The following is a 21,698-nucleotide window of genomic DNA, read 5'->3' on the forward strand; positions in this document are numbered from 1 at the left end:
GATGAGGTTCAGGGAATGGGTCATGGGGCAGGCTCCGCCTCGGGGGGCTCATGGTGTCCGGCCCAGGGCGCCAGCAGGAAACTGAACGCCAGCCCCAGGCTTACCGCCAGGCCGAAGTTGCTCACCGCCGGTGTGCTGGAAAGCGCCAGCAGGCCGAACGACAGCCAGGTGGTGACTGCCGCCAGCAGGGTACCCAGCAGGCTCACTGCGGCCCCGCCGATCCGTTCGCGCATCAGGATCGCGTAGTCGACGCCGATGGCGGTCACCAGTAGCAGGCCGAACAGGCTGAACAGGGTCAACGGCTGGCCGAGCCAGCCCAGGCTCGCCAGGCTGCACATCGCGGCCAGCAGCGGCAGGGCGACGATGCGCAGGGCCGCGCCGACGCCGAACGGCCAGATCAGCAGCAGGACGATCAGCACACAGGACGCCAGCTTCAACTCGGCGGCACTGATTTGCGTGGCGGCGAAGACCCGGTTCAGATCGCCCAGGCGGTCTACCAGGTGCACGCCGGGCAGGTCCACCGCTTGCACCCGCAGCAGCGCCGCATCGTTCAAGCCCTGCAGGCTGACCACCGCGGCCACGCCTTGCGCTGTCGGCCCGAGCCAGAGCGTGCGATACGGTTCGGCCAGCGGCCCGGTGAGTGCAGCGTCTATGTCGGTAACGGGCAGGGCCTGCAATTGCGCGAGTTCCGCCTGCAACGCGCTGACCGGTACGCCCAGGTCCAGCAACGGCTGCCAGAACGCCGGCAATCGGGCCAGGGCTTCGCGCACCTTCTGCTGTTCGGCGGGAGGGCTGACCAACTGGTTCAGCGACAGGTAGCCCTGGAGTTTGTTCAGACCAATCAACTGGTCCAGGCGCTCGTTGAGCGCGGTCTGGCGTTCCAGCAATTGGGCCTGGTCGTCGGCGCGGATCAGGAAGAACTGGCTGGTCGGCTGGAAACCGGTGATCCGGGCGATCACCTGGGCTTCGTCCGTCAGGTGTTGGGGCGTGCCGATCCACTGGCGGATGTCGTTCTTGGTGCTCAGGTGCCAGAGGCCGCCGGCGCAGAAGATCAACAGCAGCACCAGCAGGATGGGCGTACAGACCCGCGCCAGCAGCGCTGCGCGGGCCTGGAGCAGGTGTTCGCAGAGCCGCAGCGGCCACTGGGCCGGACGCAGTTCGGCGCCGTTGAGCAGTGCCGGCAGCAGGCAGACCGCCGCGAGATAGGCTCCGGCCAGCCCGGCGGCGGAGAAGATCGCGATCTGGGTCAGCGCCGGGAAAGGTGTCCAGGCCAAGGCGAGGTAGCCGATGCAGGTGGTCGCCAGGCTCAGGCTCAGCCCGGGCAGGGTCAGGCGCAGGGCGGGCCAGCTGTGCCACGGCTTGAGACTCCAGCTCTTGGACAGGTAGTGCAACGGGTAGTCCACCGCTACGCCGATCAGGCTGGAGCCCAGCACCAAAGTCATGACGTGTATGCGTCCGAACAGGGCCACGCAGGCCACCGCGCCGAACAGCATGCCCACCAGCACGGGCACGAACGCCAGCCACACCCGCAGGTTTCGGAAAGCCAGCAACAGCAGCAACAGGATGCCCACCGTCGCGCCACCGCCGACCCAGGTGATTTCACGCGAGGCTTGCTGCTGCCCGTTGGCCGCATAGAGCAGGCCACTGGCAGCCAGCAACTGCCCCTGGGCCTGGCTCGCCTGGTCGCGGCTGCGCTGCAACAGCTGCGCCACTTGCAGCGGCAGGTTCATGTCGAAGGCGTCGCCATGGGTTCGGGCCCGCAGCAGCACCCAGTGCTTGCCGTCGGCTTCGGCGATCAGTGCACCGCTGATCACATCCAGCGTTACTGCGCCGTGTTGCGGCTGGCTGTTCTGGATGCGTCCGGTCAGTCCCAGCCAGTCGTCCTGGCTGGGTACCAGGCTGAAGCCGCTGAACGGATCGAACAAGGCTTGTACCCGTTGCTGGATGAATGCCTGGGGATGGTCGATCAACTGCTGGCGGTCCGTGGCCGACAGCATCGCCAGCCGTCCGTTGAGCAACTGCGTGCGCAATGCCGACAGATCGGCTTGCAGCGTCCATTGGACCTTGTCGAACAGTCCACTGGCCTGCCATTGCTGACCGAGGGTTTGCGCCAGCGCGATGGCCTGCTGGCGGTCGTGATGGCCCACCAGCACCAGTACCTCGCGGTTCAACGGTTCCTGCATGCGTCGCTCGGCGATGAGCTCCAGGGCATCGGGCGTGGTGCCCGGCACCAGTTCCATGAGATTGGCCGACAACGGCGCGCCGTTGCGCCACTGCCAGCCGGCCAGCGCCAGCACCGCCAGGAGCAAGGCCAGGAACAGCCAGGGCAGCTTGCGTTCACTCGGCAAAGTCATGTTGCTCCGCTTCGCTCAGGGGCTGTGCACTGGTGCTGTCTTGCATCCGCAGCACGGTGCTGTCGCCCTGGGTTTCCAGCAGCTCGATGCGCCGCACCAGCTCGCCGCCCTCGATGTCGATCCGGGTGAAGATCTGCTTGAGCAGTACCGAGCGCGGAACCAACTTGAGTGTCCACTGTTGCGCGGTGCCCGTCAGGCTCAATTCGAAATCCCGTTGCAGGCCGCTGCTGTCTCCCTGCAGCACGGCCATGAACAAGCGATTCTGTTCGGCGCCTTCGCTCTTGTTCGGCAGCATTTGCCAGGTGTCGCCGTCTCGTCGGGCGATGCCTCGGGCGGTGATCCGGTAGTCCTGTTGCAGCGGGGTTCGCAGTAGCCACAGCAGGCCGTGCTTCTGCGCCAGCACGAAATGCCCCTTGCTGATGAGGGGCTGGGGCAAGGCGCGCAGATGCTTCTCCTGGATGAACTGGCCGTGGATGACTTCCGGGCGGGCCAGTTGTTCGCTCAGTCGCTGCAGGTCGAAGGCCTGGGCCAGGGACGCCAGGCCCCAGAGCAACAGTCCCAGGTACAGGCGTTTCATGGCAATTTCCTTTCGACGGCTTCGACGAAGACCCGGGGCGAGGCCAGCAGCATTTCACGGGTCGCGATGTCCACGGCCACTTGCACAGAACTGGCGCGGGTCAGGCGCTCGCCGGTTTCCACGTCGCTGATCAGGTAATTGATCTTCAGGCGGTTCTCCCATTCCACCAGGCTGGCGCGCACGCTCAGGGCCTGGCCGAACACGGCGCTGCGCACATAGCGCAGTTGCAGGTCGATCACCGGCCATGCATAGCCGGAGGCGAGCATGTCGTTGTAGTTGTGGCCGATCAGGTCGAGCAGGGCGCAGCGGGCCACTTCCAGGTACTTGACGTAATGGCCATGCCAGACCACGTTCATCGAATCGACATCGAAAAACGGCACCACCACCTGGGTGTCGACGTGCAGCACTCCCTGGCTACGCATGCAGCCTCCAGTGCCGTTCGGCGATGCGTTGCAGGCACAGGCGCAGTTCGCTTTCCAGGGCCCGGTCTTCGATGACCGGCGCGAAATCCCCGGCCAGTTCGGCGTGCATGGCGGCCAGAGCCGGCGGCAGTGGCCGCGCGTCTTCGTTGCGGCTGCGCAGCCATACGCCCTGGTTGGCCGCCAGCAGCGTCGCGGCGGCTACCTGCTCGGTCAGCTCCAGCACGCGGATCGCGTCCCGGGCGGCGATGGTGCCCATGCTCACCTTGTCCTGGTTGTGGCATTCGGTGGAGCGTGAGAACACGCTGGCCGGCAGGGTGTTCTTCAAGGCTTCGGCAGTCCAGGCGCTGGCACCGATCTGCACGGCCTTGAAGCCGTGGTTGAGCATCGCCCGCTCGGCGCTGGCGCCGGACAGGTTGCTCGGCAGGCCATGGTTGTAGCGCTCGTCCACTAACAGGGCGAGCTGGCGGTCCAGCAGGTCGGCAACGTTGGCCACCAGGTTCTTCAGGCTGTCCATGGCGAAGGCGATATGTCCGCCGTAGAAATGCCCACCGTGCAGGACCCGTTCGGCCTCGGCATCGATGATCGGATTGTCGTTGGCGCTGTTGAGCTCGGTTTCGATGAACGAGCGCAGCCAGCCCAGGCTGTCGGCCAGTACGCCGAGCACATGAGGGGCGCAGCGCAGGGAGTAACGATCCTGAAGGCGGTGCAACGGTGCGGTGGGGGCGTCGATCGCCAGGTCCTTGCGCAGCCACGCGGCCACTTGCATTTGCCCCGGATGAGGCTTGGCAGCGAACAGGCGCTCATCGAAATGTTCGGGGTTGCCTTGCAGGGCGACGACGTTCAGCGCAGTGATGCGGGTCGCCAATTGCAGCAGGTAGTCGGCCCGGGCGAAGGCCAGGCAGGCCAGGCCGGTCATCACGGCGGTGCCGTTCATCAGCGCCAGGGCTTCCTTGGGCCGCAGCACCAGCGGGGGCCAGCCCAGTTCGCGATGCACATCGGCCGCCAGGCGGCGCTCGCCGCGAAACAGCACGTCCCGTTCCCCCGACAGCGTGGCCGCGACGTAAGACAGGGGCGTCAGGTCGCCGCTGGCGCCCACCGAACCTTCTTCCGGGATGAGTGGCAGGATGTCGTGCTCGAGAAAGGCCTGGAGCCGTTCCAGCAGCTCCACCCGCACCCCGGACATGCCGTGGCACAGCGACTGCAAGCGTGCCGCCAGCACTGCGCGGGTGGCCTGGGCGTCCAGCAGCTTGCCCAGGCCACAGCCGTGGAAGGTGTACAGATGACGCGGCAAGGCCTCGACATGGTGCAGCGGCACGGCCACCACGCAAGAATCACCGTAGCCGGTGGTCACGCCGTAGATCACGCCTTCCTTGTCCAGCAAGGAGTCGAGGAACTGCGCGCCCTTGGCGATGCGCTGGCGGAACGCCGGGTCATCCTGAAGTTGCGTCGGCGCCTGACGGTTGGCCAGGGCCAGCACGTCCTCGATGCGCAAGGGGCGTTCGCCAAAGGTTACCGGTTCAAGAGTGGGCATCGTCATCGGTCTTCCAGAAAGGGTAGAAATTGAACCACTGTTGCGGGGCCTGGAGGCAATACTGCGCCAGGCGTGCGGCATAGCGGCCGGCCCAATGGGCGATCACTTGTTCTCGGTCGCTGCGTTTCCATTCCACGGCCTCGGCGAAGGGTTCGAGGGTGACCCGATAGCGCCCCTCGTGCTTGAGGCACATCAGCAGGTTGACCGGACATTTGAGCAGGCCGGCCAGCAGCCATGGGCCCTGGGGGAATGCGGCGGGATGGCCCATGAAATCCACGGTCACGCTGCGCCCGCCGTGCAAGGGTATGCGGTCGCCGGCAATCGCCAGCCACTCGCCGCGCTCCAGGCGTTCGCTCAGTTGCAGCATGATCAACGGCTCCAGCTCGCTGACCTGGATCAGCCGCAGGTGCGTGGCGCCGGCCTCGCCCAGCAGGCGATTGAACTGCTCGGCGTGCTTGGTGTGCACCAGCACGTTCATGGTCACTTTCTCGCCCAGTTCGGCCAGGGCCCGGCACATTTCCAGATTGCCCAGGTGCGCCCCCACCAGCATCTGTCCGCGCTCGCCCCGCAGGTGATTGCGCAGCAGCGCCGTATCGACGATTTCGATCTGCTCGATGCTCAATTTGCCGTTCCAGACGTCGAGCTTGTCCAGCAAGGAGTCGGCAAACGCCATGAACTGCCCGAAGACTCGTCGATGGGTCGGACGTAGTTCGGCACGGCCGCTCCAGTCGGCCAGGCGCCGCTGGTACTGCCACGCCGCATGGCGGGCGCTGCGGCCGAAGATGAAGAAGTACAGGACGATGCCGTACAGCAGCGGGCTCAGCAGCCGGCGCCCCAGCACCCGGGCAGCGAACGCGGTGAACTTCATCAGCCAGTAACTGCCGCGCTCCTGGCGGTCGGCCCAGTGCTGTTGGTCGGCGCTCATGTCCGCCACCGTCGCCAGAGAATCACGGGCAGGCGCACCAGCATGCCGAAGAACAGTCGGGTGTGCATGCGGGTAATCAGCACGTTGTCGTGGAACAGGCGAAAGTGCGAGACCCCGTCCTGGGGGTAGTGGACACGGGTGCGCAGCCAGCGCATCGGCTGATTGCGCCATGCCAGGCGCACCAGGATGTCCGAATCGAAGTCCATGCGCTTGCCGATGTTCGCCGAGCCGATCAGCGCCAGGGTCGCAGCCAGGGGATAGACCCTGAAGCCGCACATCGAATCGCGGATCTGCAGGGACAGGCTATTGATCCAGACCATCACATGAGTGAGGTAGCGGGCGTACAGACGACCTTTCGGTACGCTGGCATCGTATTGCGGATAACCGCAGATCAGGGCGTCCGGGTGGGTACGGGATTGATCGATGAAGGTCTTCACGTCACCCAGGTCATGCTGGCCGTCGGCGTCGACCTGCAAGGCATGGCTGAACCCCAGGCGCGAGGCTTCCCGCAGGCCGGTCATCACCGCGCCGCCCTTGCCCTGGTTGACTGCGAGCCTGATCAGATGGACACGCTCGTGTTCGGCCAGCCGCTCCAGCACGGCCGCGCAGGCCGGGCTGCTGGCGTCGTCCACCAAGACGCAGGGCAGGTCATTGGCGAGCAAGGCCTGCACCACCGCCGAGACGGCGGTCTCGTGGTTGTAGACCGGGATGACGGCGCAAGGGTTATGCATATCTTTCATCTGCCGCCCGTTTATCGTGGCCAGGGGATCTGGCGAAACGTCGCACCGCCCCGCTCGAGTGGGAAGCGCTCGCCATCAGTCTGTGCCGTTGCACAGGCTTCGGGGTTGCTGCGCAACCCTGCGGGGGTGAACTGCCTCGCCACAGGAGTGCAGCGGTGTGGTCAGTCATCGGCCACCCCCAGCACGATCCGCCCACTGGAACAGGTGGCTGTGTCATTGCGGTAGGCGAAATACAGCTTGCCGCGTTCACGGTCGAAGCGCAGGTGCAGTTGGACTTCATCGCCAGGGCGTATCAATTGCTGGAATTTCAGCACTTCCATGCCGACGAAGCGCGGCGGCATGTCCAGCAGGCGCCGGCCCAGGCCCAGCGCCCAATCGACCTGTACCACGCCAGGCAATACCGGCGCGGTGGGGAAGTGGCCGCTGAAGTAGGCCAGGTCTGGCGGAACCGCCAGTTGCAGGCTCCACTCGCCATCGCTTTGGATCTGTTCCAGCACCTCCGGGTTTTTCGGGCGCGGTGCCGCCAGCAGTGCCTCGACGTCGGCCTGGGGCAGTTTGCCCTGGGCGTTGAGTGGCAACTGCCGCAGCCAGCGCCAGCGCCGTGGCAGGGCGAGGGTTTCGCAGTGCTCGCCCAGGTGCCGGCGCAGGGCGTCGGTGAGCGCACGCCGGCCCAGGTTGCGCAGGGCGTGCAGGCCGGTTTCACTCAGCACCAGCAGGGCGCCGAGGGAGGCGCGGTTTTCCTGTACCACCCCCAGTCGCGCTTCGCTGACCCAGTCATGGGTCAGCAGGGCTTGTTCAAGCATGGGCAGGGAGATGCGTTTTTCTTCCAGCTTGACGATGCGGTCCAGCCGCCCAAGGAGTTCGAAGCGACCATCGTCGGCGATCCGTGCCGCGTCGGCGGTATGTTCCACATGGCCGGGGGGTAAATAAGGCGAGGACACCAGCAAGGCGCCATCGGCGGCCTGGGTCAGCTCGACGCCGGTGAAGGGCTGCCACAATCCGCCGCCCTGGCGCCAGGCGATACCGCCGGTTTCCGAGCTGCCGAAAATCTCTGTGGGCCATTGCCCGAGGCGTTGCTGCAGGCTATGGGCGGCATCGGCCGGTAAGGCGCCGCCGGAGGAAAACACCCGGCGAACATGGCTCAAGGCCGGCCAGTCGAGGTTATCGCCCATACGCTTGAGCAGCGCCGGGCTGGCGACCCAGGCGAAGGCCGGGTGCTGGCGGCTGGCGCGTTGCAGGTCTTCCGGAAAGGCCACCTGGCGGCGTACGAACGGACGCCCGGCGCACAGCGGCCACAACACCCGGAACAGCAGGCCGTAGATGTGCTGGGCGGCGACACTGCCGATCATGCAGGCCGGCCCCAGGCCGGCGCCCCACAACTGCTCCAGGGCCATGACTTCATGGCTCAACTGCCGAAGGGTTTTCTCGATGCGCTTGGGCTCGCCGCTGGAGCCGGACGTGCACAGGCTCAGCCAGCATCGGTCGAGGTCCAGTGCCACAGGCGCCAGGGGCGTAGAGCGTAGCTCGCCGGGATGCGTGTCGCCGGGCTGGTCGGTCAGCCACAAGTCGACTTCGGCCGCCCAGCGCTGGCGGGTCTGCGCCTGCAGGTCGGCGGGGAGCAGGACCCGCACGCCCGCCTGCCAGGCGCCGAGCAGGGCCACAGCCAGGTCCGCCGCGTCTTCAAGGTGCACCGCCAGACGCTGCACCCCCTTGGCTTGCAGTCCTGCGGCGAGGCGCAGGGCTTCATCGCGCAGTTGCGAGTGGTCCATGACCGGATCCACTGCCACGGTGCGCTCCGGTCGAGCCTCGAGCAGCATCTGCTCAAGTTTTATCCAATTCATGGGCGGCCTCTTACCCGTTGTCGTATGAGCCATTCAATGGCAAACAGCAGCCCCATCAGTCCGTAGGAAATCAGGCCGGTGTACAACATCCACCAACTCAGCGGCGCCCAGAGCGTCAGGGCGGCGGCGAGCAAACCGTTACACAGGAAAAACACACTCCAGGCCACCGTGACCTGGCGGGTATACACCACCGCTTTGGGCGGCAGTTGCGGCTCGCGCAGGCGGGCCAGGCGTTCGATCATCGGCGGGCCGTACTTCAGGCTCAGGACGAACAGCCCGAGCATGAAGGCGCTGATCAGCACCGGGTACCAGCGCAGCAGGAGCGGGCTGTCGAACAAGGCGAGCAAGGCGCAGAACACGATCGCCGTGACCGCCATCCAGAGCGTGCCGGGGCCGCCTTTTCCGAGCAGCGCGCGGGCCAGCCAGAGGCTGCCCAGCAGCAGGCCGAACTGCCACGGTGCGAAGTGCTCCATGCCGAAATACACCGCAAAGGGGTAGAGCAGGCCCGCCAACAGCAGGCCGAGGCCAATCAACCGGCTCATGCGGCCGGTTGGACCAGTCGATAGACCGCCTCGACCACGTCGTTGACGGTACGCACCGACTTGAATTCTTCGGCGGCGATTTTCTTGCCGGTCTGGCGCTTGATGTGATCGATCAGGTCGACCGCGTCGATGCTGTCGATTTCCAGGTCCTGGTACAGGTTCGATTCCAGCGTCACCCGCTCCGGGTCCAGCTCGAAGAGCTCCACCAGGGCGTCGCGCAGGGTATTGAAGATGTCATCACGAGTTTGCATGGTCCGGTCTCAAGCGCTTTTTGCGGTGACGAAGGCAGCAAGGCTTGCCACGTTGCTGAAATGGTTGCGGGTGTCCTTGGCGTCGGCATCGATCTTGATGCCCCACCTTTTCTGGATCGCCAGGCCAAGCTCCAGGGCATCCACCGAGTCCAGGCCCAGGCCTTCACCGAACAGGGTCTGGTGATCGCCGATATCGTCGACACTGATGTCCTCAAGGCCGAGGGCGTCGATGATCAGCTGTTTGATGTCACGGTGCAGATCGCTCATCTTCGGCGAGCTCCTTGATGTAATAGTGATGCAAGAAATCGTTGAGCCTGCGCGAAGCCTGGGGTGGAGGACCGAGCGTGGCGAATGCCTGTGGATCTATATCGGCCCCCACATGGAAACTGAAGTGCACACGGCGCTGGGGGATGCGATACCAGGGTTCGGCCTTGGTCAGGGTGGTGGGGCTGACCTTGATCGTCACGGGTGTAAGGATTTTCGCACCCCGCAGGGCGATGGCCGCTGCGCCCCGATGAAAGGCCGGCGCCTGGCCTGGCTGGGTTCGCGTGCCTTCGGGGAACACGATCAGGGTCTGGCCATCCTTCAGGGCGTCGCTGGCGGCATCGAGCATGTCCATGCTGCCGTCGTTGCTGATGTATTGGGTCGAGCGCAACGGGCCGCGGGTGAAGGGGTTGTCCCACAGGCTTTGCTTGACCACGCAGTTGGCATCGCGCACCAGCCCGATCAGGAACACCACGTCGATCAGCGAAGGGTGGTTGGCAATGATCATCTGGCCGGGACGGCCGAGCTTTTCCGCACCGTCGATGCGGTAGGTGAGCACGCCGGTGCGGGCCATGAAGCGAATGAAGAACCAGAACAGCCGTCCGACCGTGCGCCGCGCCCGTTGCCGATGAGCCTGGGCGTCGCCGGGCCAGCAGGCCAGCAACGGAAACACCAGCAAGCGCAGACACAGACCGCCCAACCCGAACAGGGTAAAGCTGGCCGCGGTTGCGAGCAGACGCCAGTAGTAGGCGTCGCGATGTTTACCGGTCACCGGTTGCGTTGCCAGGTCCATACGCGATTCTTCCAGGCATGTTGGCAAGTGGTTTCGTTGTTCAGCAGCGTACGCACCAGGTTCAGGGCATGGGGCCATTCGCTGCCTTGCGGTTGGGTCTGCGGGGTGGACAGGGTCAGTTGCCAGTCTTCGCCCGGGGTTAGCAAAAGCCCTACCGCATAGGGAAAGGGCACGTCGTCCACCCAGGGCGTATACACCTGCGGCGGTTGTTCTTCGGCAATGACCAGCAATACCGCCGGTGCGCCTTCGTTCAACAGCGCGGCGGCTTCCAGTACGCCATGTTCCAGCCCGTCGCCGGTGGCGGCCAGGGCCGTCATTTCGCTGGTTTCGCCGCGCATGATCGACCATAGGCCGATCACTGCGTTGTGCACCGACAGGCTGAACTGGGTCGGCGACAGCGGTTGGTCGGCTGCCAGGTCCTTGAGAATCTCAAAAGTGCGTGGGGTTTCACCGTGGCGGGAAATAAAGACCAACGGCAGGTCCGGCCGGCCTTCCGCCAGGGGCCAGCCGACACTGAAGGCCATCCGCGCCAGGCGGCTGAGTCGCCGACGCTGCATGGCCGGCAGGAACGAGACGTCAGGGGCGCCGTCGCCTGGGGGCAGCATGACCGGCTGTCGGCTCCACGCCTGCCAGTCGTCCACGCTTTCGAGCCCTGGGGCCCAGGCGCGCCATTGGGCGATGTTGAAATCGATCACAGAATTCATCCCACCCCTGCGGGCTTTTATTGTCACGGTTCAGTGGTTTGACCCGCGTCCAACCCTGCATGATCTTGCGACCCAAGTGGCGCGCATTATCCCGGTGCGGTTGGCTTGTAGCAAATAATGGTTACGTTGGTGCGCTAGGGGGGATTTGACGGTCCCTCCCGGCACAGGCCTGTCATTGTCGCGATTCTCACGAGCCTGTCTGTCGGTAACTTCCGTAAGATTCTGCGCGAATTGACGTTCCCTTTTCGGAAAAAGCCACTAACGCTGTAGTCCATCCATACCGAAGGTAGCGAAGCGGGGTCTTGCCCTACTACACTCGGGAATCTTTGATACACGGAGGTTTTGACATGCGGCGCGTGGTGTTCAATCAGAAAGGTGGCGTAGGCAAGTCCAGCATCGCCTGCAATCTGGCGGCGGTCAGCGCCAGCGAGGGGTATCGCACGCTGTTGGTGGACCTGGATGCCCAGGCCAATTCCACTCAGTACCTCACCGGCCTTACGGGCGATGACATTCCCATGGGCATTGCCGACTTCTTCAAGCAGACCCTGTCATCCGGGCCTTTCTCGAAAAAGAACAAGGTCGACATCTACGAAACGCCCTTCGACAACCTCCACGTGATCACCGCCACCGCCGAGCTGACGGACCTGCAGCCCAAGCTGGAGGCGAAACACAAGATCAACAAACTGCGCAAACTGCTCGAAGAGCTGGACGAAGACTACGACCGAATCTACCTGGACACCCCGCCCGCCCTGAACTTCTACGCGGTTTCGGCACTGATCGCCGCCGACCGCGTGCTGATCCCCTTCGATTGCGACAGCTTCTCCCGCCAGGCGTTGTATGGCCTGCTGGCGGAAATCGAAGAACTCAAGGAGGACCACAACGACGGCCTGGAGATCGAAGGCATCGTGGTCAATCAGTTCCAGGCCCGTGCCAGCCTGCCGCAGCAGATGCTTGACGAACTGATCGCCGAAGGCTTGCCCGTGCTGCCGGTGTACCTGAGCAGCTCGGTACGCATGCGCGAATCCCACCAGGCGAGCCTGCCGCTGATCCACCTGGACCCGCGGCACAAGTTGACCCAGCAGTTTGTAGAACTGCACGGACTGCTTGAAAACGCCTGACTGACCGGGCTCATACGAGTCCCGGTGTGGGCAGGGTTGCTCGCCAAACCGCTTGCGCGAGCAAGGTTCCCACAATGATCGTGGGGTTTAGATGCCCTGGCTGCGCAACCAGCTCATCAACTGGGGCAAGGGCAGCGCCCCGCTCTGACGTGCGACTTCCCGGCCATCCTTGAACAGGATCAGGCTGGGAATCGAGCGAATCCCCAGCTGTGCCGACAGTTGCGGGTAGGCTTCGCTGTCGAGCTTGGCCAGTCGGCATTTGCCGGTCAGTTGCGCGGCAGCCTGCTGGAACACCGGCGCGAATGATTTGCATGGCCCGCACCAGTGTGCCCACACGTCCACCAGCAATGGCAGGTCACCCTTGATCTGGCTGGCATAGTCACCCTCTTTGAGTTCGAACGGTTCGTCCAGCAGCACCTGGGCCTTGCAGCGCCCGCATTTGGGCCGGTCTGCCAGGCGGTCGGCGGGTAGGCGATTGAGGCCGTTGCAGTGGGGGCAAGGAATCAGCATCGGGTCAGGCATGGCGGGCTCCAGAAAACGATCATGAGCCTGATCTGGTGCCGCCGGGGCGGTTTATCAAGGTTGCCATTCATCAGGTGCGTCGCACTGATGTCGCGCCTGGACCTCAAAAACACCACAACGTATCTGTTCGCAACCCATGGAGGTCCCATGAGCCTTACGAAAGATCAAGCCTTCGCCCACGCACCGGACAACCCCAACGACGACGGCTTCGTGCTCGGCACGGCCGGTCGCGACGAAGACCCGAACGCCGCTCCCGCCTATGCAACCGATCGTCGCCACGATCGGGACGAGCTCACCCCGGAAGACGCCTGCGGCATGCCGGGCTATCCCGAGAAAAAGCCATCGACCGAACCGTCCGACAAGGAAGGCGCCGAGACCGAGCCGGGCATCGAAACCCCCGAGCAGGGCAACGACAAGGTGGGGTGAGCGCTGAAGGGCATCCAGATAAACATGTTGATTGCATGGATTCTCATGGCGAAGGAACGGCTCCTCAGCCATGGAGCCGCGTCACGACGAGCAGCTGATTTCCAGGTGCTTGCCCCATTCCGGCGGGCGTTGCGCGTAGCTGTCCATGCCCGGTTGTTCCTCGAACGGGTTGGCCAGCACGGTGTGCAGGCGGCGCACTTCGGTGTAGTCGCCTGACTCGGCCGCGTCAATGGCGTTCTGTGCCAGGTAGTTGCGCAGTACATACAGCGGGTTGACGGCGTGCATCCGGCTGCGGCGCTGACCCTGGTCGACAGGGCCTTCACGGCTGACCCGCTCGACGTAGAGCCTGCCCCAGGCATCGAAGCCCTTGAGATCGATGAAGTCGTCCCGCAGCCTGGCGACGGCCTGCTCCGCAGACTCTTCGCCCAGGCGGCGGAAGAACAGACTGTAGTCGACGCCACTGTTCTGCATCAGCTGAAGGAGGCGTTCCACCAGTTTCTGGTCGTCGTCTTCGGCGCGGGTCAGGCCGAGGCGGCGACGCATCAGGTCCAGGTAATGGGCCTGGAAAAGTGGCAGGTACAGGCCCAGGGTCTCACGCAGGGCTTCGACGCTGATGAAGGGCGTCAGGGCCTGGGCCAGGGCGCTGAGGTTCCATTGGCCGATGGGCACCTGGTTGCTGAATGAATAGCGGCCCTGGTCATCGGAGTGGTTACAGATGAAATTGGCATCGAAGTCATCGAGGAAGGCGAACGGCCCGAAGTCGAAGGTGATGCCCAGGATCGACATGTTGTCGGTGTTCATCACTCCGTGGCAGAAGCCATAGGCCTGCCATTTGGCAATCAGTTCGGCGTTGCGCTCGACGATTTCGCGGAACATCGCCAGGTACGGCTCCGGCTGCTCGCGGCACTCGGGAAAGTGCAGGTTGAGCACATGCTCGGCGAGGGTCGCCTGCAGCTCCGGTTTCTTGGTGTAGTAGAAGTATTCGAAGTGGCCGAAGCGCACGTGGCTTGGCGCCATGCGCAATACCATGGCGGCGCGTTCCTGCTTTTCGCGCCAGACCGGGGTGTCCGAACCGATTACGCACAAGGCGCGCGTGGTGGGAATGCCCAAAGCGTGCAGCGCTTCCGAGGCGAGGAATTCGCGGATCGACGAGCGCAGGACCGCCCGTCCATCGCCCATCCGTGAAAACGGCGTCTGGCCGGCCCCCTTGAGGTGCAAGTCCCAGTGCTGGCCGGCTTCGTTGTACACCTCTGTCAGCAACAATCCACGGCCGTCCCCCAGTTGCGGGTTGTAGTGGCCGAACTGGTGCCCGGAATAGACCATCGCCCGAGGCTCGGTCTCGGCCCATAGCTTGTGCCCGCCGAACAGCTCGGCGAACAACGGCGTGTGGGCTTCGGCCGGATCCAGGTCCAGCAGCGCCATGGCCGCCGGGCTGGCCACCACCAGTCGTGGGTTGTCGATGGGCTCGGGCAGTACATGGGCCGAGAAACCGTCGCCCAGGCGGGCGAAGCGGTTATCGAAGGTCAACGTTTCCAGCGTTTTCATGGCCGTCTCCGGCGCGATGCCTTGGGCATCGCACATCAGTCGAGTGTTTCTTGCGGCGGCTCTTGCACCGGCTTGATGCTGGCTACGGCCGAGGGCACCGGCGGGATGGTTTTCTTGTCCGGCTCGGCGGGTACCAGCTTGTATTCCTGGCCGTGAAGGTTCTTCAGGTAGATTTCCATCTGCCGGAAGGAGATGTTGATGTGCTCCTTCTTGAACTCACGGTTGATGAAGCGGTTGATCTCGTCCAGTACCGGGTTGCGGTCACCGAGGTCGCGCACATGCATGCGCAGTTCATGATCGAGGGTGCTCTCGCCGAAGTTCAGGAAGTACACGATCGGTTCCGGCTCCTTCAGCACCCGCGGGTTCTCCCGGGCAGCCTTGAGCAGCAGTTCGCGCACCCGGTCCAGGTCGGAGCCGTAGTCCACGCCCAGTTTCAGGGTCACCCGGGTAACGGTGTCGGTCAGCGACCAGTTGATCAGTTGCCCGGTGATGAAGGTCTTGTTCGGGACGATGATGTCCTTGCGGTCGAAGTCGGTGATGGTGGTCGCGCGGATTCGGATCTTGCTCACCGTACCCGACAGGTTGCCGATGGTGATGGTGTCGCCGATTCGCACCGGACGCTCGAACAGGATCATGATCCCGGATATGAAGTTGGCGAAGATTTCCTGCATGCCGAAGCCCAGGCCTACCGACAGCGCCGCCACCAGCCATTGCAATTTGTCCCAGCTCACGCCCAGGGTGGACAGGGTGGTGACGAAGCCGACGCCGGCGATCACATAGGACAGCAGCGTGGTGGTGGCATAGGCGCTGCCCTGGGCCAGGTTCAGCTTCGACAGCACGAACACTTCCAGCAGGCCCGGCAGGTTGCGCGCCAGCGCGAAAGTGATGCCGATGATGATCAGCGCGCCGAGCATGTCGCCGATGCTGATGGGCACCATGCTCATGTTGACGCCCGTGCCGCTGGTGTATTCGTAGAGGGTGATGTTGTCCAGGTACGAGAACACGCTGATCAGGTCCGACCAGACCCAGTACAGTGCGGCGATGAAGCCACCCAGCAGTGCCAGTCGGATCAGGCGCAGGGACTGTTCGTTGACTTTCTCGATGTCCAGGGTCGGCTCTTCGACCACCGCCTCGCCATCGCCGGCTTCCTTGGCTGCCTGACGCTTGGCCAGGGCTCGCTGGTAGGCCAGGCGCCGGGCCGCGACGGACAGGCCCCGCACGAAGGTCGCCTCGATCACCAGCCAGAACATCAGCAGGTAAAGGGTGTTGATCAGCCGGTCGCTGAGTTTCAGCGCGGTGTAGTAGTAGCCAAAGCACACGGCCACGAACAGGGCGATGGGCAAAGCGGTGAACACCACCCCGACCGCCTTGCGGAACAGAGAGGTGTTGCGATGGGTCGGGCTGCTCAGCAGCAGGCGGCTGAGCAACCAGGCCATCAGGGCGTAGCAGGTGAGCACCACCGGCATGCCCAGTACGTCGTCGGCCAGGGTCGAAGGTTGCAGCTCGGCCACGGCCACCACGGCCACCAGCGCCAGCACCACCAGCCCGAGGCGACGGATCCAGCCCTGGAGAAATTCGACCTGGGGTTTCTCCCAGCGGAAATGCAGCTCGGCCACGCCACCGGGGGCCAGTATGCGATAGGCGGTGTAGAACACCAGCCAGGCCTGGCCGATCTGCAACAGCGCGGCACCGAGGTTGGCGTTCTGGCCGCGGGCGTCGATCTGCAAGGCATAGCCACAGAGCGCCAGCGCCAGGGCCACCGGCATCGCCAGCAGGATGTTGATCAGGATCGCCTGGGGCGTATGCCACTGGCTGTCGCGCTTGAAGTGGCCAACGTCCTGGTGAACCTTGTTCAGCCGGGCATAAAGATTCTTGCGTCGCCACAGCAGCGCACCGATCAGCAGCGCCAGGGGCAGGAACAGCAGTGGGCGCTGGGTCAGGCCATCGGCCAGCTCACTGAGACTCGAGGCCCAGGGCAGCGAGTCCACCTGTTTTTCCAGGCGGCTTGGCACGCCACGCAACCATTCAAGATCCAGTGGCTTGTTGCTGGGGATCCAGAACATCTGTTCTTCGAGGGTCGCCCGCAGGTTTTGCGCGGTGCTGAGCAGTTGCTTCTGGTTGAGCTGCAACGTAATGGATTCGTTGAGCACGGCGCTCAGTTCGCGGCTCAAGCGTTCCAGCAGGTCGATCCGGGTCAGTGCCAGGTCCAGCAGGGTCTTGCGCAACTGCGGCGTAACCTGTTCCGCCGGTTGCGATGCCAGCAGGCTGTCGACGTAGGCGCTCGGATTGTTCAGTAGCTCGCGTTGCTGGCTGACTTCGAACTGATACAGGCGGATGTCGGCGATCTGGTCGGCCAGGTTCTGGTCCAGTTGCAGGCGCGGCAGGGTCTGGCGTTGTTTATAGAGGATCTTGGAAAGCAGGAGGCTGCCCTTGAGTACGCTGATCTGTTCGTCCAGGGCCGCGTCGGTCTGGGTGACGCTGTCCAGCAGTTGCTTGGTCTGCAGGTTCTGCTGGGTCACTTCGTTGAGGCGGTCGGTGCTTTTGAGCAGATAGTCCGAAAGCTTGAGGTTGGCCGCGCTTTCGGTGGCCAGCAGGCTGCTGCCGCCGGCTTTCTGCGCTTCGATGGATTGCTGGGTCACCGTTTCCTGGGACTGGGCCAGGCGCTTCTGGCTGATCAGGTTCTGCAGGTCCTGGATCTCCTGCTCCATGCGGGCGATCTTTTCCATCAGCAAGTCGTGCTGGCCGTTGCCCAGGTCCTGCAGCTGGCTGTTGCCGGCCAGCTCCTGGCGCCGTAGCGGGATCAGCGCGTTGAGGGCCGCCAGTTCGGCGTTGAGCTGGTCGCGCTGTTCACTGCTGAGGGTTTTTCCAGCGTCTCTTCCCGTCTTGAGAATGGCGTTGATCTGTTGGATGCGAGTCTGGCTGTTGGCAATTTCGGCCTGGGCCCGTTCGGGCCGGGTCTGTGCGGTGATGATCAGGCTGTTGGCATCGGCGAGGGCCTTTTGCAAGTCGCTCTGCTGGGTGGAGCGATCCGTCAGCATCTGTTCGAGCTGGGGAATCGGCAGGTTCGCGTAACGCTGTGCCACGGGCACCACAGGTGTGCTCTTGAGTCGCGTCAGTTCACGCTGGTTTTCAATGTTCTGCTTGGGGGCGTTGGCCAACTGCTGCTTGAGTGCCTGCAGTTTCTGCTCGTACTCGGCCTTGCTGGCGAGTTGGGCCAGGGTGCCTTGCAGCACCGCTTGCAAAGCCTTCTGGTCGGCTTCCGGCAGTTTGCGGTCGGCGATCTTGTCCAGGCTGGCCTGAACCGATTCGCTGGTGGGCGGTTCGGCGGCTTGCAGCGTGCAGATGGAAAGACTCAGGCCCAGCAGGGCAATGGCGAAAAAAGAGCGCAGGGTAGGCATAGAGACCGGTCAAGCAAATAAGAAAGGGAGCAGTTTAGAGGAACAAGCCGGGACCCGGGCGACTTCCTTCGGGGAATCTGACGCCCACTTTGCCGATCTTGTTCCCGTCCATGGCCGCGACAGTCCACAAGGTGTTGTTCCACTCCACCTGGTCGCCGACCACTGGAGCACCACCGACCTTCTGGGCAATGAAGCGGCCCAGGGACATGTCCGGATCGATACCGTCGAGCTTCAATCCGTACAGCGCCGCAACCGCAGCCAGCTGGGCGTCTCCCTCCAGAACGAAGTCGCCGAAGAAGCGCAGATCCAGGCCCCGTTGTGGCGCCTGGCTGAACAGTTTTCCGAGGGCCGGCAGGTCATGTTCATGGCCGATGACGCAGAGCAGGTCGTCGGTTTCAAGCACCGTACTACCCGACGGATGGAGCAGTTGCTGGCCGCGAAACAAGGCCGCGATACGTGTTCCATCGGGCATTTTCAGGTCCCGGAGGGGGGAACCGATGCACCATTTCTCCGCGCCCAGGCGATAGATGAACAGCTCCCATTCGCTGGTGACGTGCACTTCCAGCGCGGCCCGGGAGATCGGCAGCGGCTCCGGCGGGACGGTGACATGCAGCAGTTTGGCGACCCAGGGCAGGCTGGTGCCCTGCACCAGCAAGGACACCAGTACGATAAAGAACGCCAGGTTGAAATAGAGCTGGGCGTGAGGCAGGCCGGCCATCAACGGGAAGACCGCCAGGATGATCGGGACCGCGCCGCGCAGGCCGACCCAGGAAATGAAGGCTTTTTCGCGGCCATGAAAGGCCCGGAACGGCATCAGGCCCACCATGACCGACAGCGGCCGTGCCAACAGGATCATCCACAGTGCCAGGCCCAGGGCCGGCAAGGCGATCGGCAGCAGGTCGTGGGGTGTGACCAGCAATCCCAGTACCAGGAACATGCCGATCTGCGCCAGCCAGGCCATGCCGTCGAGCATATGCAGGATGCCGTGGCGGCTGCGCACCGGGCGGTTGCCCAGCACCAGGCCGCACAGGTACACCGCCAGGAAACCACTGCCGTGCAGGGTGTTGGTCAGGGCGAAGATGGCCAGGCCACCGCTGATCACCAGGATTGGGTAGAGGCCGTTGGCCAGGTTGATGCGGTTCACCAGCTGCAACATCAGCCAGCCACCACCCAGGCCGATCACCGCGCCGATGCCGAACTCGCGCACCAGATGCCCGAGCAGGCTCCAGTGCAGGCCGGTTTCACCACTGGCGAGCATGCCGATCAGGGTGACGGTCAGGAACACGGCCATGGGGTCGTTGCTGCCGGATTCGATCTCCAGGGTGGCGCTGACCCGTTCGTTCAGGCCCTTGCCCCCCAGCAACGAGAACACCGCCGCGGCGTCGGTGGAGCCGACGATGGCGCCGATCAGCAGGCCCTGGATCAGGTTAAGGTCAAACAGCCACGCCGCCGCCAGGCCGGTCAGGCCCGTGGTGATCAGCACGCCGACCGTCGCCAGCGACAGCGCCGGCCACAAGGCCACCCGGAAACTGGAGACCCGGGTACGCAAGCCACCGTCCAGCAGGATCACCGCCAGCGCAAGGTTGCCCACCAGATAGGCCGTGGCGTAGTTATCGAAGAGAATTCCGGCGCCGTCGACCCCGGCAACCATGCCCACGGCCAGGATGATCACCAGGATGGGGATACCCAGGCGGGACGAAAGGGAGCTGACCAGAATGCTTGCACCTACCAGCAACGCGCCGATCAAGAACAGGCTGTTGATGGTCGTCGCAGTCAAAGGCAGTACTCCGGAAAACTGAAAGACGGGCACAGGCTGACCATGCAGCCTGCGTGCCAGCGATTCTAACCTGTTGAAATACGATGCTGTCAAAAAGGTTTTGCGGGCCGGGCCGAGGGCACGGACCGATGCGTCTGATTCTGGATAACGGGTTCTCGGAATAACGCTGGAGACAAATATTTAATTGACGGCGCAAATGACGCTCCCTAGCATCGCGCCGCTATTTTTGGACGCCGTTTTATTCGAGGGATCGAACATGCTCTCACCCGCCCGTTGGGCGAGGTTGTGCTTGGCTTTGCTGTGCCTTTCTCCGCTGCCCCCCGCTCACGCTGCCCCCACCCCCGGTGACACCGACCTGATCCGCGAACGCCAGAACCGTTTGCTCGAAGAACAGCGCCGGCGCCTAGAGGATCTGAAGAACCTGCCCGGCCAGGAGGCGAAGCCGGCCCAGCCGACGGCGCCGGTCGATACCCGCTGCTTCCCCATCCGCACCATCGAGCTCAAGGGCGCCGACAGCCTTTCCTCCGCTGAGCGCGAGCGCCTGTTGGCGCCCTACATCGGCCAATGCCTGGGCGTGCCGCAGCTCAACGAACTGCTCAAGGTCATCACCGACCGCTACATCGAGAAAGGCCTGGTCACCAGTCGTGCCTACCTGCCGCAGCAGGATCTGTCCGACGGTCACTTGCAGGTGCTGGTGGTGGAGGGGCGCCTCGAGGGCTTGAAGGGCGCCGAAAACAGCCGGCTCTCGGAAGGTGAACTGGCGATGGCGTTTCCCGGCAAGGTCGGCGACTTGGTCAACCTGCGGGAGATCGAGCAGATGGTGGACCAGCTCAACCGCCTGCCATCGAACCAGGCGCAGATGGAGCTGATGCCCGGGCAGCATGTCGGCGGCAGTGAAGTGCTGGTGCAGAACACCCCGCAAAAACCCTGGCGCGTCGGGTTGTCGCGGCACAACGACGGCCAGCGGAGCACGGGCGAACAGCAATGGGGCACGTCCCTGGATTGGGACAGCCCCTTGGGGCTGGCCGATCAATTGTCCTTGCGCGGCGGTCACGATGCCGTCAGCGATCATCAACGCACTTCGCGCAATGCCATGCTGTATTACAACCTGCCATTTGGCTGGTGGAACGTCAGCTACACCTATAGCCAGAGCGAATACCGCTCGCGGGGCACGGTCGACGGGTTCAATTTCAAGCAGACCGGCGACAGCCAGAACCACCAGGTGCGGGTCGAGCGGGTGGTCCATCGTGACGCGATGAGCAAGACGTCCCTCAACACCGGCCTGGCTTATCTGCGCACCAGCAACTTCATCGAAGACAGCAAGCTCGCCGTGAGCAGCCATCGCCTGAGTGAAGCGCAGTTCGGCATCAACCACGGACGGCGAGTCGGCAGTGCCTTCGTCAACCTGGACCTGGGCCTGCAGCAAGGCATCGGTGCCTTCGATGCCCAGGGCGACGATAATCCACGCCCCGGCCAGCCCGACGCGCGCTACCGCAAATACACCGCCACCCTCAGCTACCTGCAACCCTTCCAGCTCTGGGGCGAGTCCTTCAGCTTCAGCAGCCTGATGACCGGGCAGCGCAGCGAAGACGTGCTGTTCAGCCCGCAGCGCATGAGCCTGGGCGGGCAATCGTCGATCCGGGGTTACAAGGACCAGTCGCTGGCCGGCGACAGCGGCGGTTACTGGCGCAACGACCTGCGCTGGAGCCGCCCGGTCGCCCTGGAGTGGCTGCGCCCGGTGTTCGCCGAGTACGGCACCAGCCTGGGTTACGACCAGGGGGTGATCACCGGGACCCGCTACAACGGCGACGAGCATGGGCGCATGTCCAGCCACTCGCTGGAGCTGTTCGCCCGCGGCGAACACCTGAGCGCCAGCGTGACCTTCGCCCATTCCCTGGAGCGTCCGGATGCCCTGACCGAGCGCGAAGCGCCGATCTACTTGCGCCTGGATGTTTTCCTCTAATTTCT

General features: G+C 64.1%; 19 protein-coding genes. 3 read left to right on the top strand and 16 right to left on the bottom strand.

Features of this window, described 5'->3' with window-relative positions; genetic code table 11:
* Positions 1 to 20: 20 nt before the first annotated feature.
* The 12 genes from AC1M7R_RS13455 to AC1M7R_RS13510 all read right to left on the bottom strand — a co-directional run bounded on the left by AC1M7R_RS13455 (position 21) and on the right by AC1M7R_RS13510 (position 10,944).
* Positions 21 to 2,354: an MMPL family transporter gene (locus AC1M7R_RS13455; protein ID WP_490610456.1), complete on the bottom strand. Its 2,334-nt coding sequence runs from the start codon at positions 2,352 to 2,354 to the stop codon at positions 21 to 23.
* Positions 2,338 to 2,931, bottom strand: coding sequence for an outer membrane lipoprotein carrier protein LolA (locus tag AC1M7R_RS13460; protein ID WP_072398001.1), 594 nt, complete (start codon positions 2,929 to 2,931; stop codon positions 2,338 to 2,340). The genes AC1M7R_RS13455 and AC1M7R_RS13460 overlap by 17 nt, the downstream gene beginning before the upstream one ends.
* Complete coding sequence (locus AC1M7R_RS13465; RefSeq protein ID WP_072431655.1) at positions 2,928 to 3,353, bottom strand: acyl-CoA thioesterase; 426 nt, start codon at positions 3,351 to 3,353, stop codon at positions 2,928 to 2,930. The genes AC1M7R_RS13460 and AC1M7R_RS13465 overlap by 4 nt, the downstream gene beginning before the upstream one ends.
* Complete coding sequence (locus tag AC1M7R_RS13470; RefSeq protein ID WP_072459085.1) at positions 3,346 to 4,890, bottom strand: HAL/PAL/TAL family ammonia-lyase; 1,545 nt, start codon at positions 4,888 to 4,890, stop codon at positions 3,346 to 3,348. The genes AC1M7R_RS13465 and AC1M7R_RS13470 overlap by 8 nt, the downstream gene beginning before the upstream one ends.
* A complete protein-coding gene (locus AC1M7R_RS13475; protein WP_072398004.1) occupies positions 4,871 to 5,809 on the bottom strand; it encodes a lysophospholipid acyltransferase family protein in 939 nt (312 codons plus the stop codon). Before AC1M7R_RS13475 ends, AC1M7R_RS13470 begins: the two co-directional genes overlap by 20 nt.
* Positions 5,806 to 6,540: a glycosyltransferase family 2 protein gene (locus AC1M7R_RS13480; protein WP_072398005.1), complete on the bottom strand. Its 735-nt coding sequence runs from the start codon at positions 6,538 to 6,540 to the stop codon at positions 5,806 to 5,808. Before AC1M7R_RS13480 ends, AC1M7R_RS13475 begins: the two co-directional genes overlap by 4 nt.
* Before the next feature lie 170 nt (positions 6,541 to 6,710).
* On the bottom strand, positions 6,711 to 8,390 hold the full coding sequence (locus tag AC1M7R_RS13485) for an acyl-CoA synthetase family protein (RefSeq protein WP_072398006.1): 1,680 nt from the start codon (positions 8,388 to 8,390) through the stop codon (positions 6,711 to 6,713).
* The gene (locus AC1M7R_RS13490) at positions 8,387 to 8,932 is read right to left on the bottom strand and encodes a COG4648 family protein (protein WP_072398007.1); all 546 of its coding nucleotides are present in this window, start codon (positions 8,930 to 8,932) and stop codon (positions 8,387 to 8,389) included. Before AC1M7R_RS13490 ends, AC1M7R_RS13485 begins: the two co-directional genes overlap by 4 nt.
* Positions 8,929 to 9,183, bottom strand: coding sequence for an acyl carrier protein (locus AC1M7R_RS13495; protein ID WP_030140951.1), 255 nt, complete (start codon positions 9,181 to 9,183; stop codon positions 8,929 to 8,931). Before AC1M7R_RS13495 ends, AC1M7R_RS13490 begins: the two co-directional genes overlap by 4 nt.
* A gap of 9 nt (positions 9,184 to 9,192) precedes the next feature.
* Positions 9,193 to 9,450: a phosphopantetheine-binding protein gene (locus tag AC1M7R_RS13500; RefSeq protein WP_072398008.1), complete on the bottom strand. Its 258-nt coding sequence runs from the start codon at positions 9,448 to 9,450 to the stop codon at positions 9,193 to 9,195.
* Complete coding sequence (locus tag AC1M7R_RS13505; RefSeq protein ID WP_072398009.1) at positions 9,431 to 10,240, bottom strand: lysophospholipid acyltransferase family protein; 810 nt, start codon at positions 10,238 to 10,240, stop codon at positions 9,431 to 9,433. The genes AC1M7R_RS13500 and AC1M7R_RS13505 overlap by 20 nt, the downstream gene beginning before the upstream one ends.
* The gene (locus AC1M7R_RS13510) at positions 10,216 to 10,944 is read right to left on the bottom strand and encodes a beta-ketoacyl synthase chain length factor (protein ID WP_072459081.1); all 729 of its coding nucleotides are present in this window, start codon (positions 10,942 to 10,944) and stop codon (positions 10,216 to 10,218) included. Before AC1M7R_RS13510 ends, AC1M7R_RS13505 begins: the two co-directional genes overlap by 25 nt.
* A gap of 347 nt (positions 10,945 to 11,291) precedes the next feature.
* On the opposite strand from AC1M7R_RS13510, the gene AC1M7R_RS13515 reads away from it, so the two are divergent.
* Positions 11,292 to 12,062: a ParA family protein gene (locus AC1M7R_RS13515; protein WP_072398011.1), complete on the top strand. Its 771-nt coding sequence runs from the start codon at positions 11,292 to 11,294 to the stop codon at positions 12,060 to 12,062.
* An 87-nt stretch (positions 12,063 to 12,149) separates the two neighbouring features.
* Here AC1M7R_RS13515 and trxC read toward each other — a convergent pair whose 3' ends face one another.
* On the bottom strand, positions 12,150 to 12,584 hold the full coding sequence (gene trxC, locus AC1M7R_RS13520; RefSeq protein ID WP_072398012.1) for a thioredoxin TrxC: 435 nt from the start codon (positions 12,582 to 12,584) through the stop codon (positions 12,150 to 12,152).
* Between the two features lie 147 nt (positions 12,585 to 12,731).
* Between trxC and AC1M7R_RS13525 the strand changes: the two genes are divergently transcribed.
* Entirely contained in the window at positions 12,732 to 13,010 is a 279-nt protein-coding gene (locus tag AC1M7R_RS13525) for a hypothetical protein (RefSeq protein ID WP_092181599.1), read from the top strand.
* 81 nt (positions 13,011 to 13,091) lie between these two features.
* Here AC1M7R_RS13525 and selO read toward each other — a convergent pair whose 3' ends face one another.
* Genes selO through AC1M7R_RS13540 form a run of 3 tightly spaced genes read right to left on the bottom strand, consistent with a single transcriptional unit; the run spans position 13,092 to position 19,730 of the window.
* Positions 13,092 to 14,555 carry a protein adenylyltransferase SelO gene (gene selO, locus AC1M7R_RS13530; RefSeq protein WP_490610457.1) on the bottom strand — a complete coding sequence of 488 codons (1,464 nt, stop codon included), beginning with the start codon at positions 14,553 to 14,555 and terminating at the stop codon, positions 13,092 to 13,094.
* Between the two features lie 35 nt (positions 14,556 to 14,590).
* Positions 14,591 to 17,953, bottom strand: a complete 3,363-nt coding sequence (mscK, locus tag AC1M7R_RS13535) for a mechanosensitive channel MscK (RefSeq protein ID WP_072431650.1) — start codon at positions 17,951 to 17,953, stop codon at positions 14,591 to 14,593.
* Between the two features lie 34 nt (positions 17,954 to 17,987).
* Positions 17,988 to 19,730, bottom strand: coding sequence for a potassium/proton antiporter (locus AC1M7R_RS13540; protein WP_072398015.1), 1,743 nt, complete (start codon positions 19,728 to 19,730; stop codon positions 17,988 to 17,990).
* A gap of 256 nt (positions 19,731 to 19,986) precedes the next feature.
* Here AC1M7R_RS13540 and AC1M7R_RS13545 point away from each other — a divergent pair, with 256 nt between their 5' ends.
* Positions 19,987 to 21,693, top strand: a complete 1,707-nt coding sequence (locus AC1M7R_RS13545; protein ID WP_490610458.1) for a ShlB/FhaC/HecB family hemolysin secretion/activation protein — start codon at positions 19,987 to 19,989, stop codon at positions 21,691 to 21,693.
* Positions 21,694 to 21,698 lie beyond the last annotated feature (5 nt).

It is taken from the genome of Pseudomonas sp. MS01C9 (genome assembly GCF_058202755.1).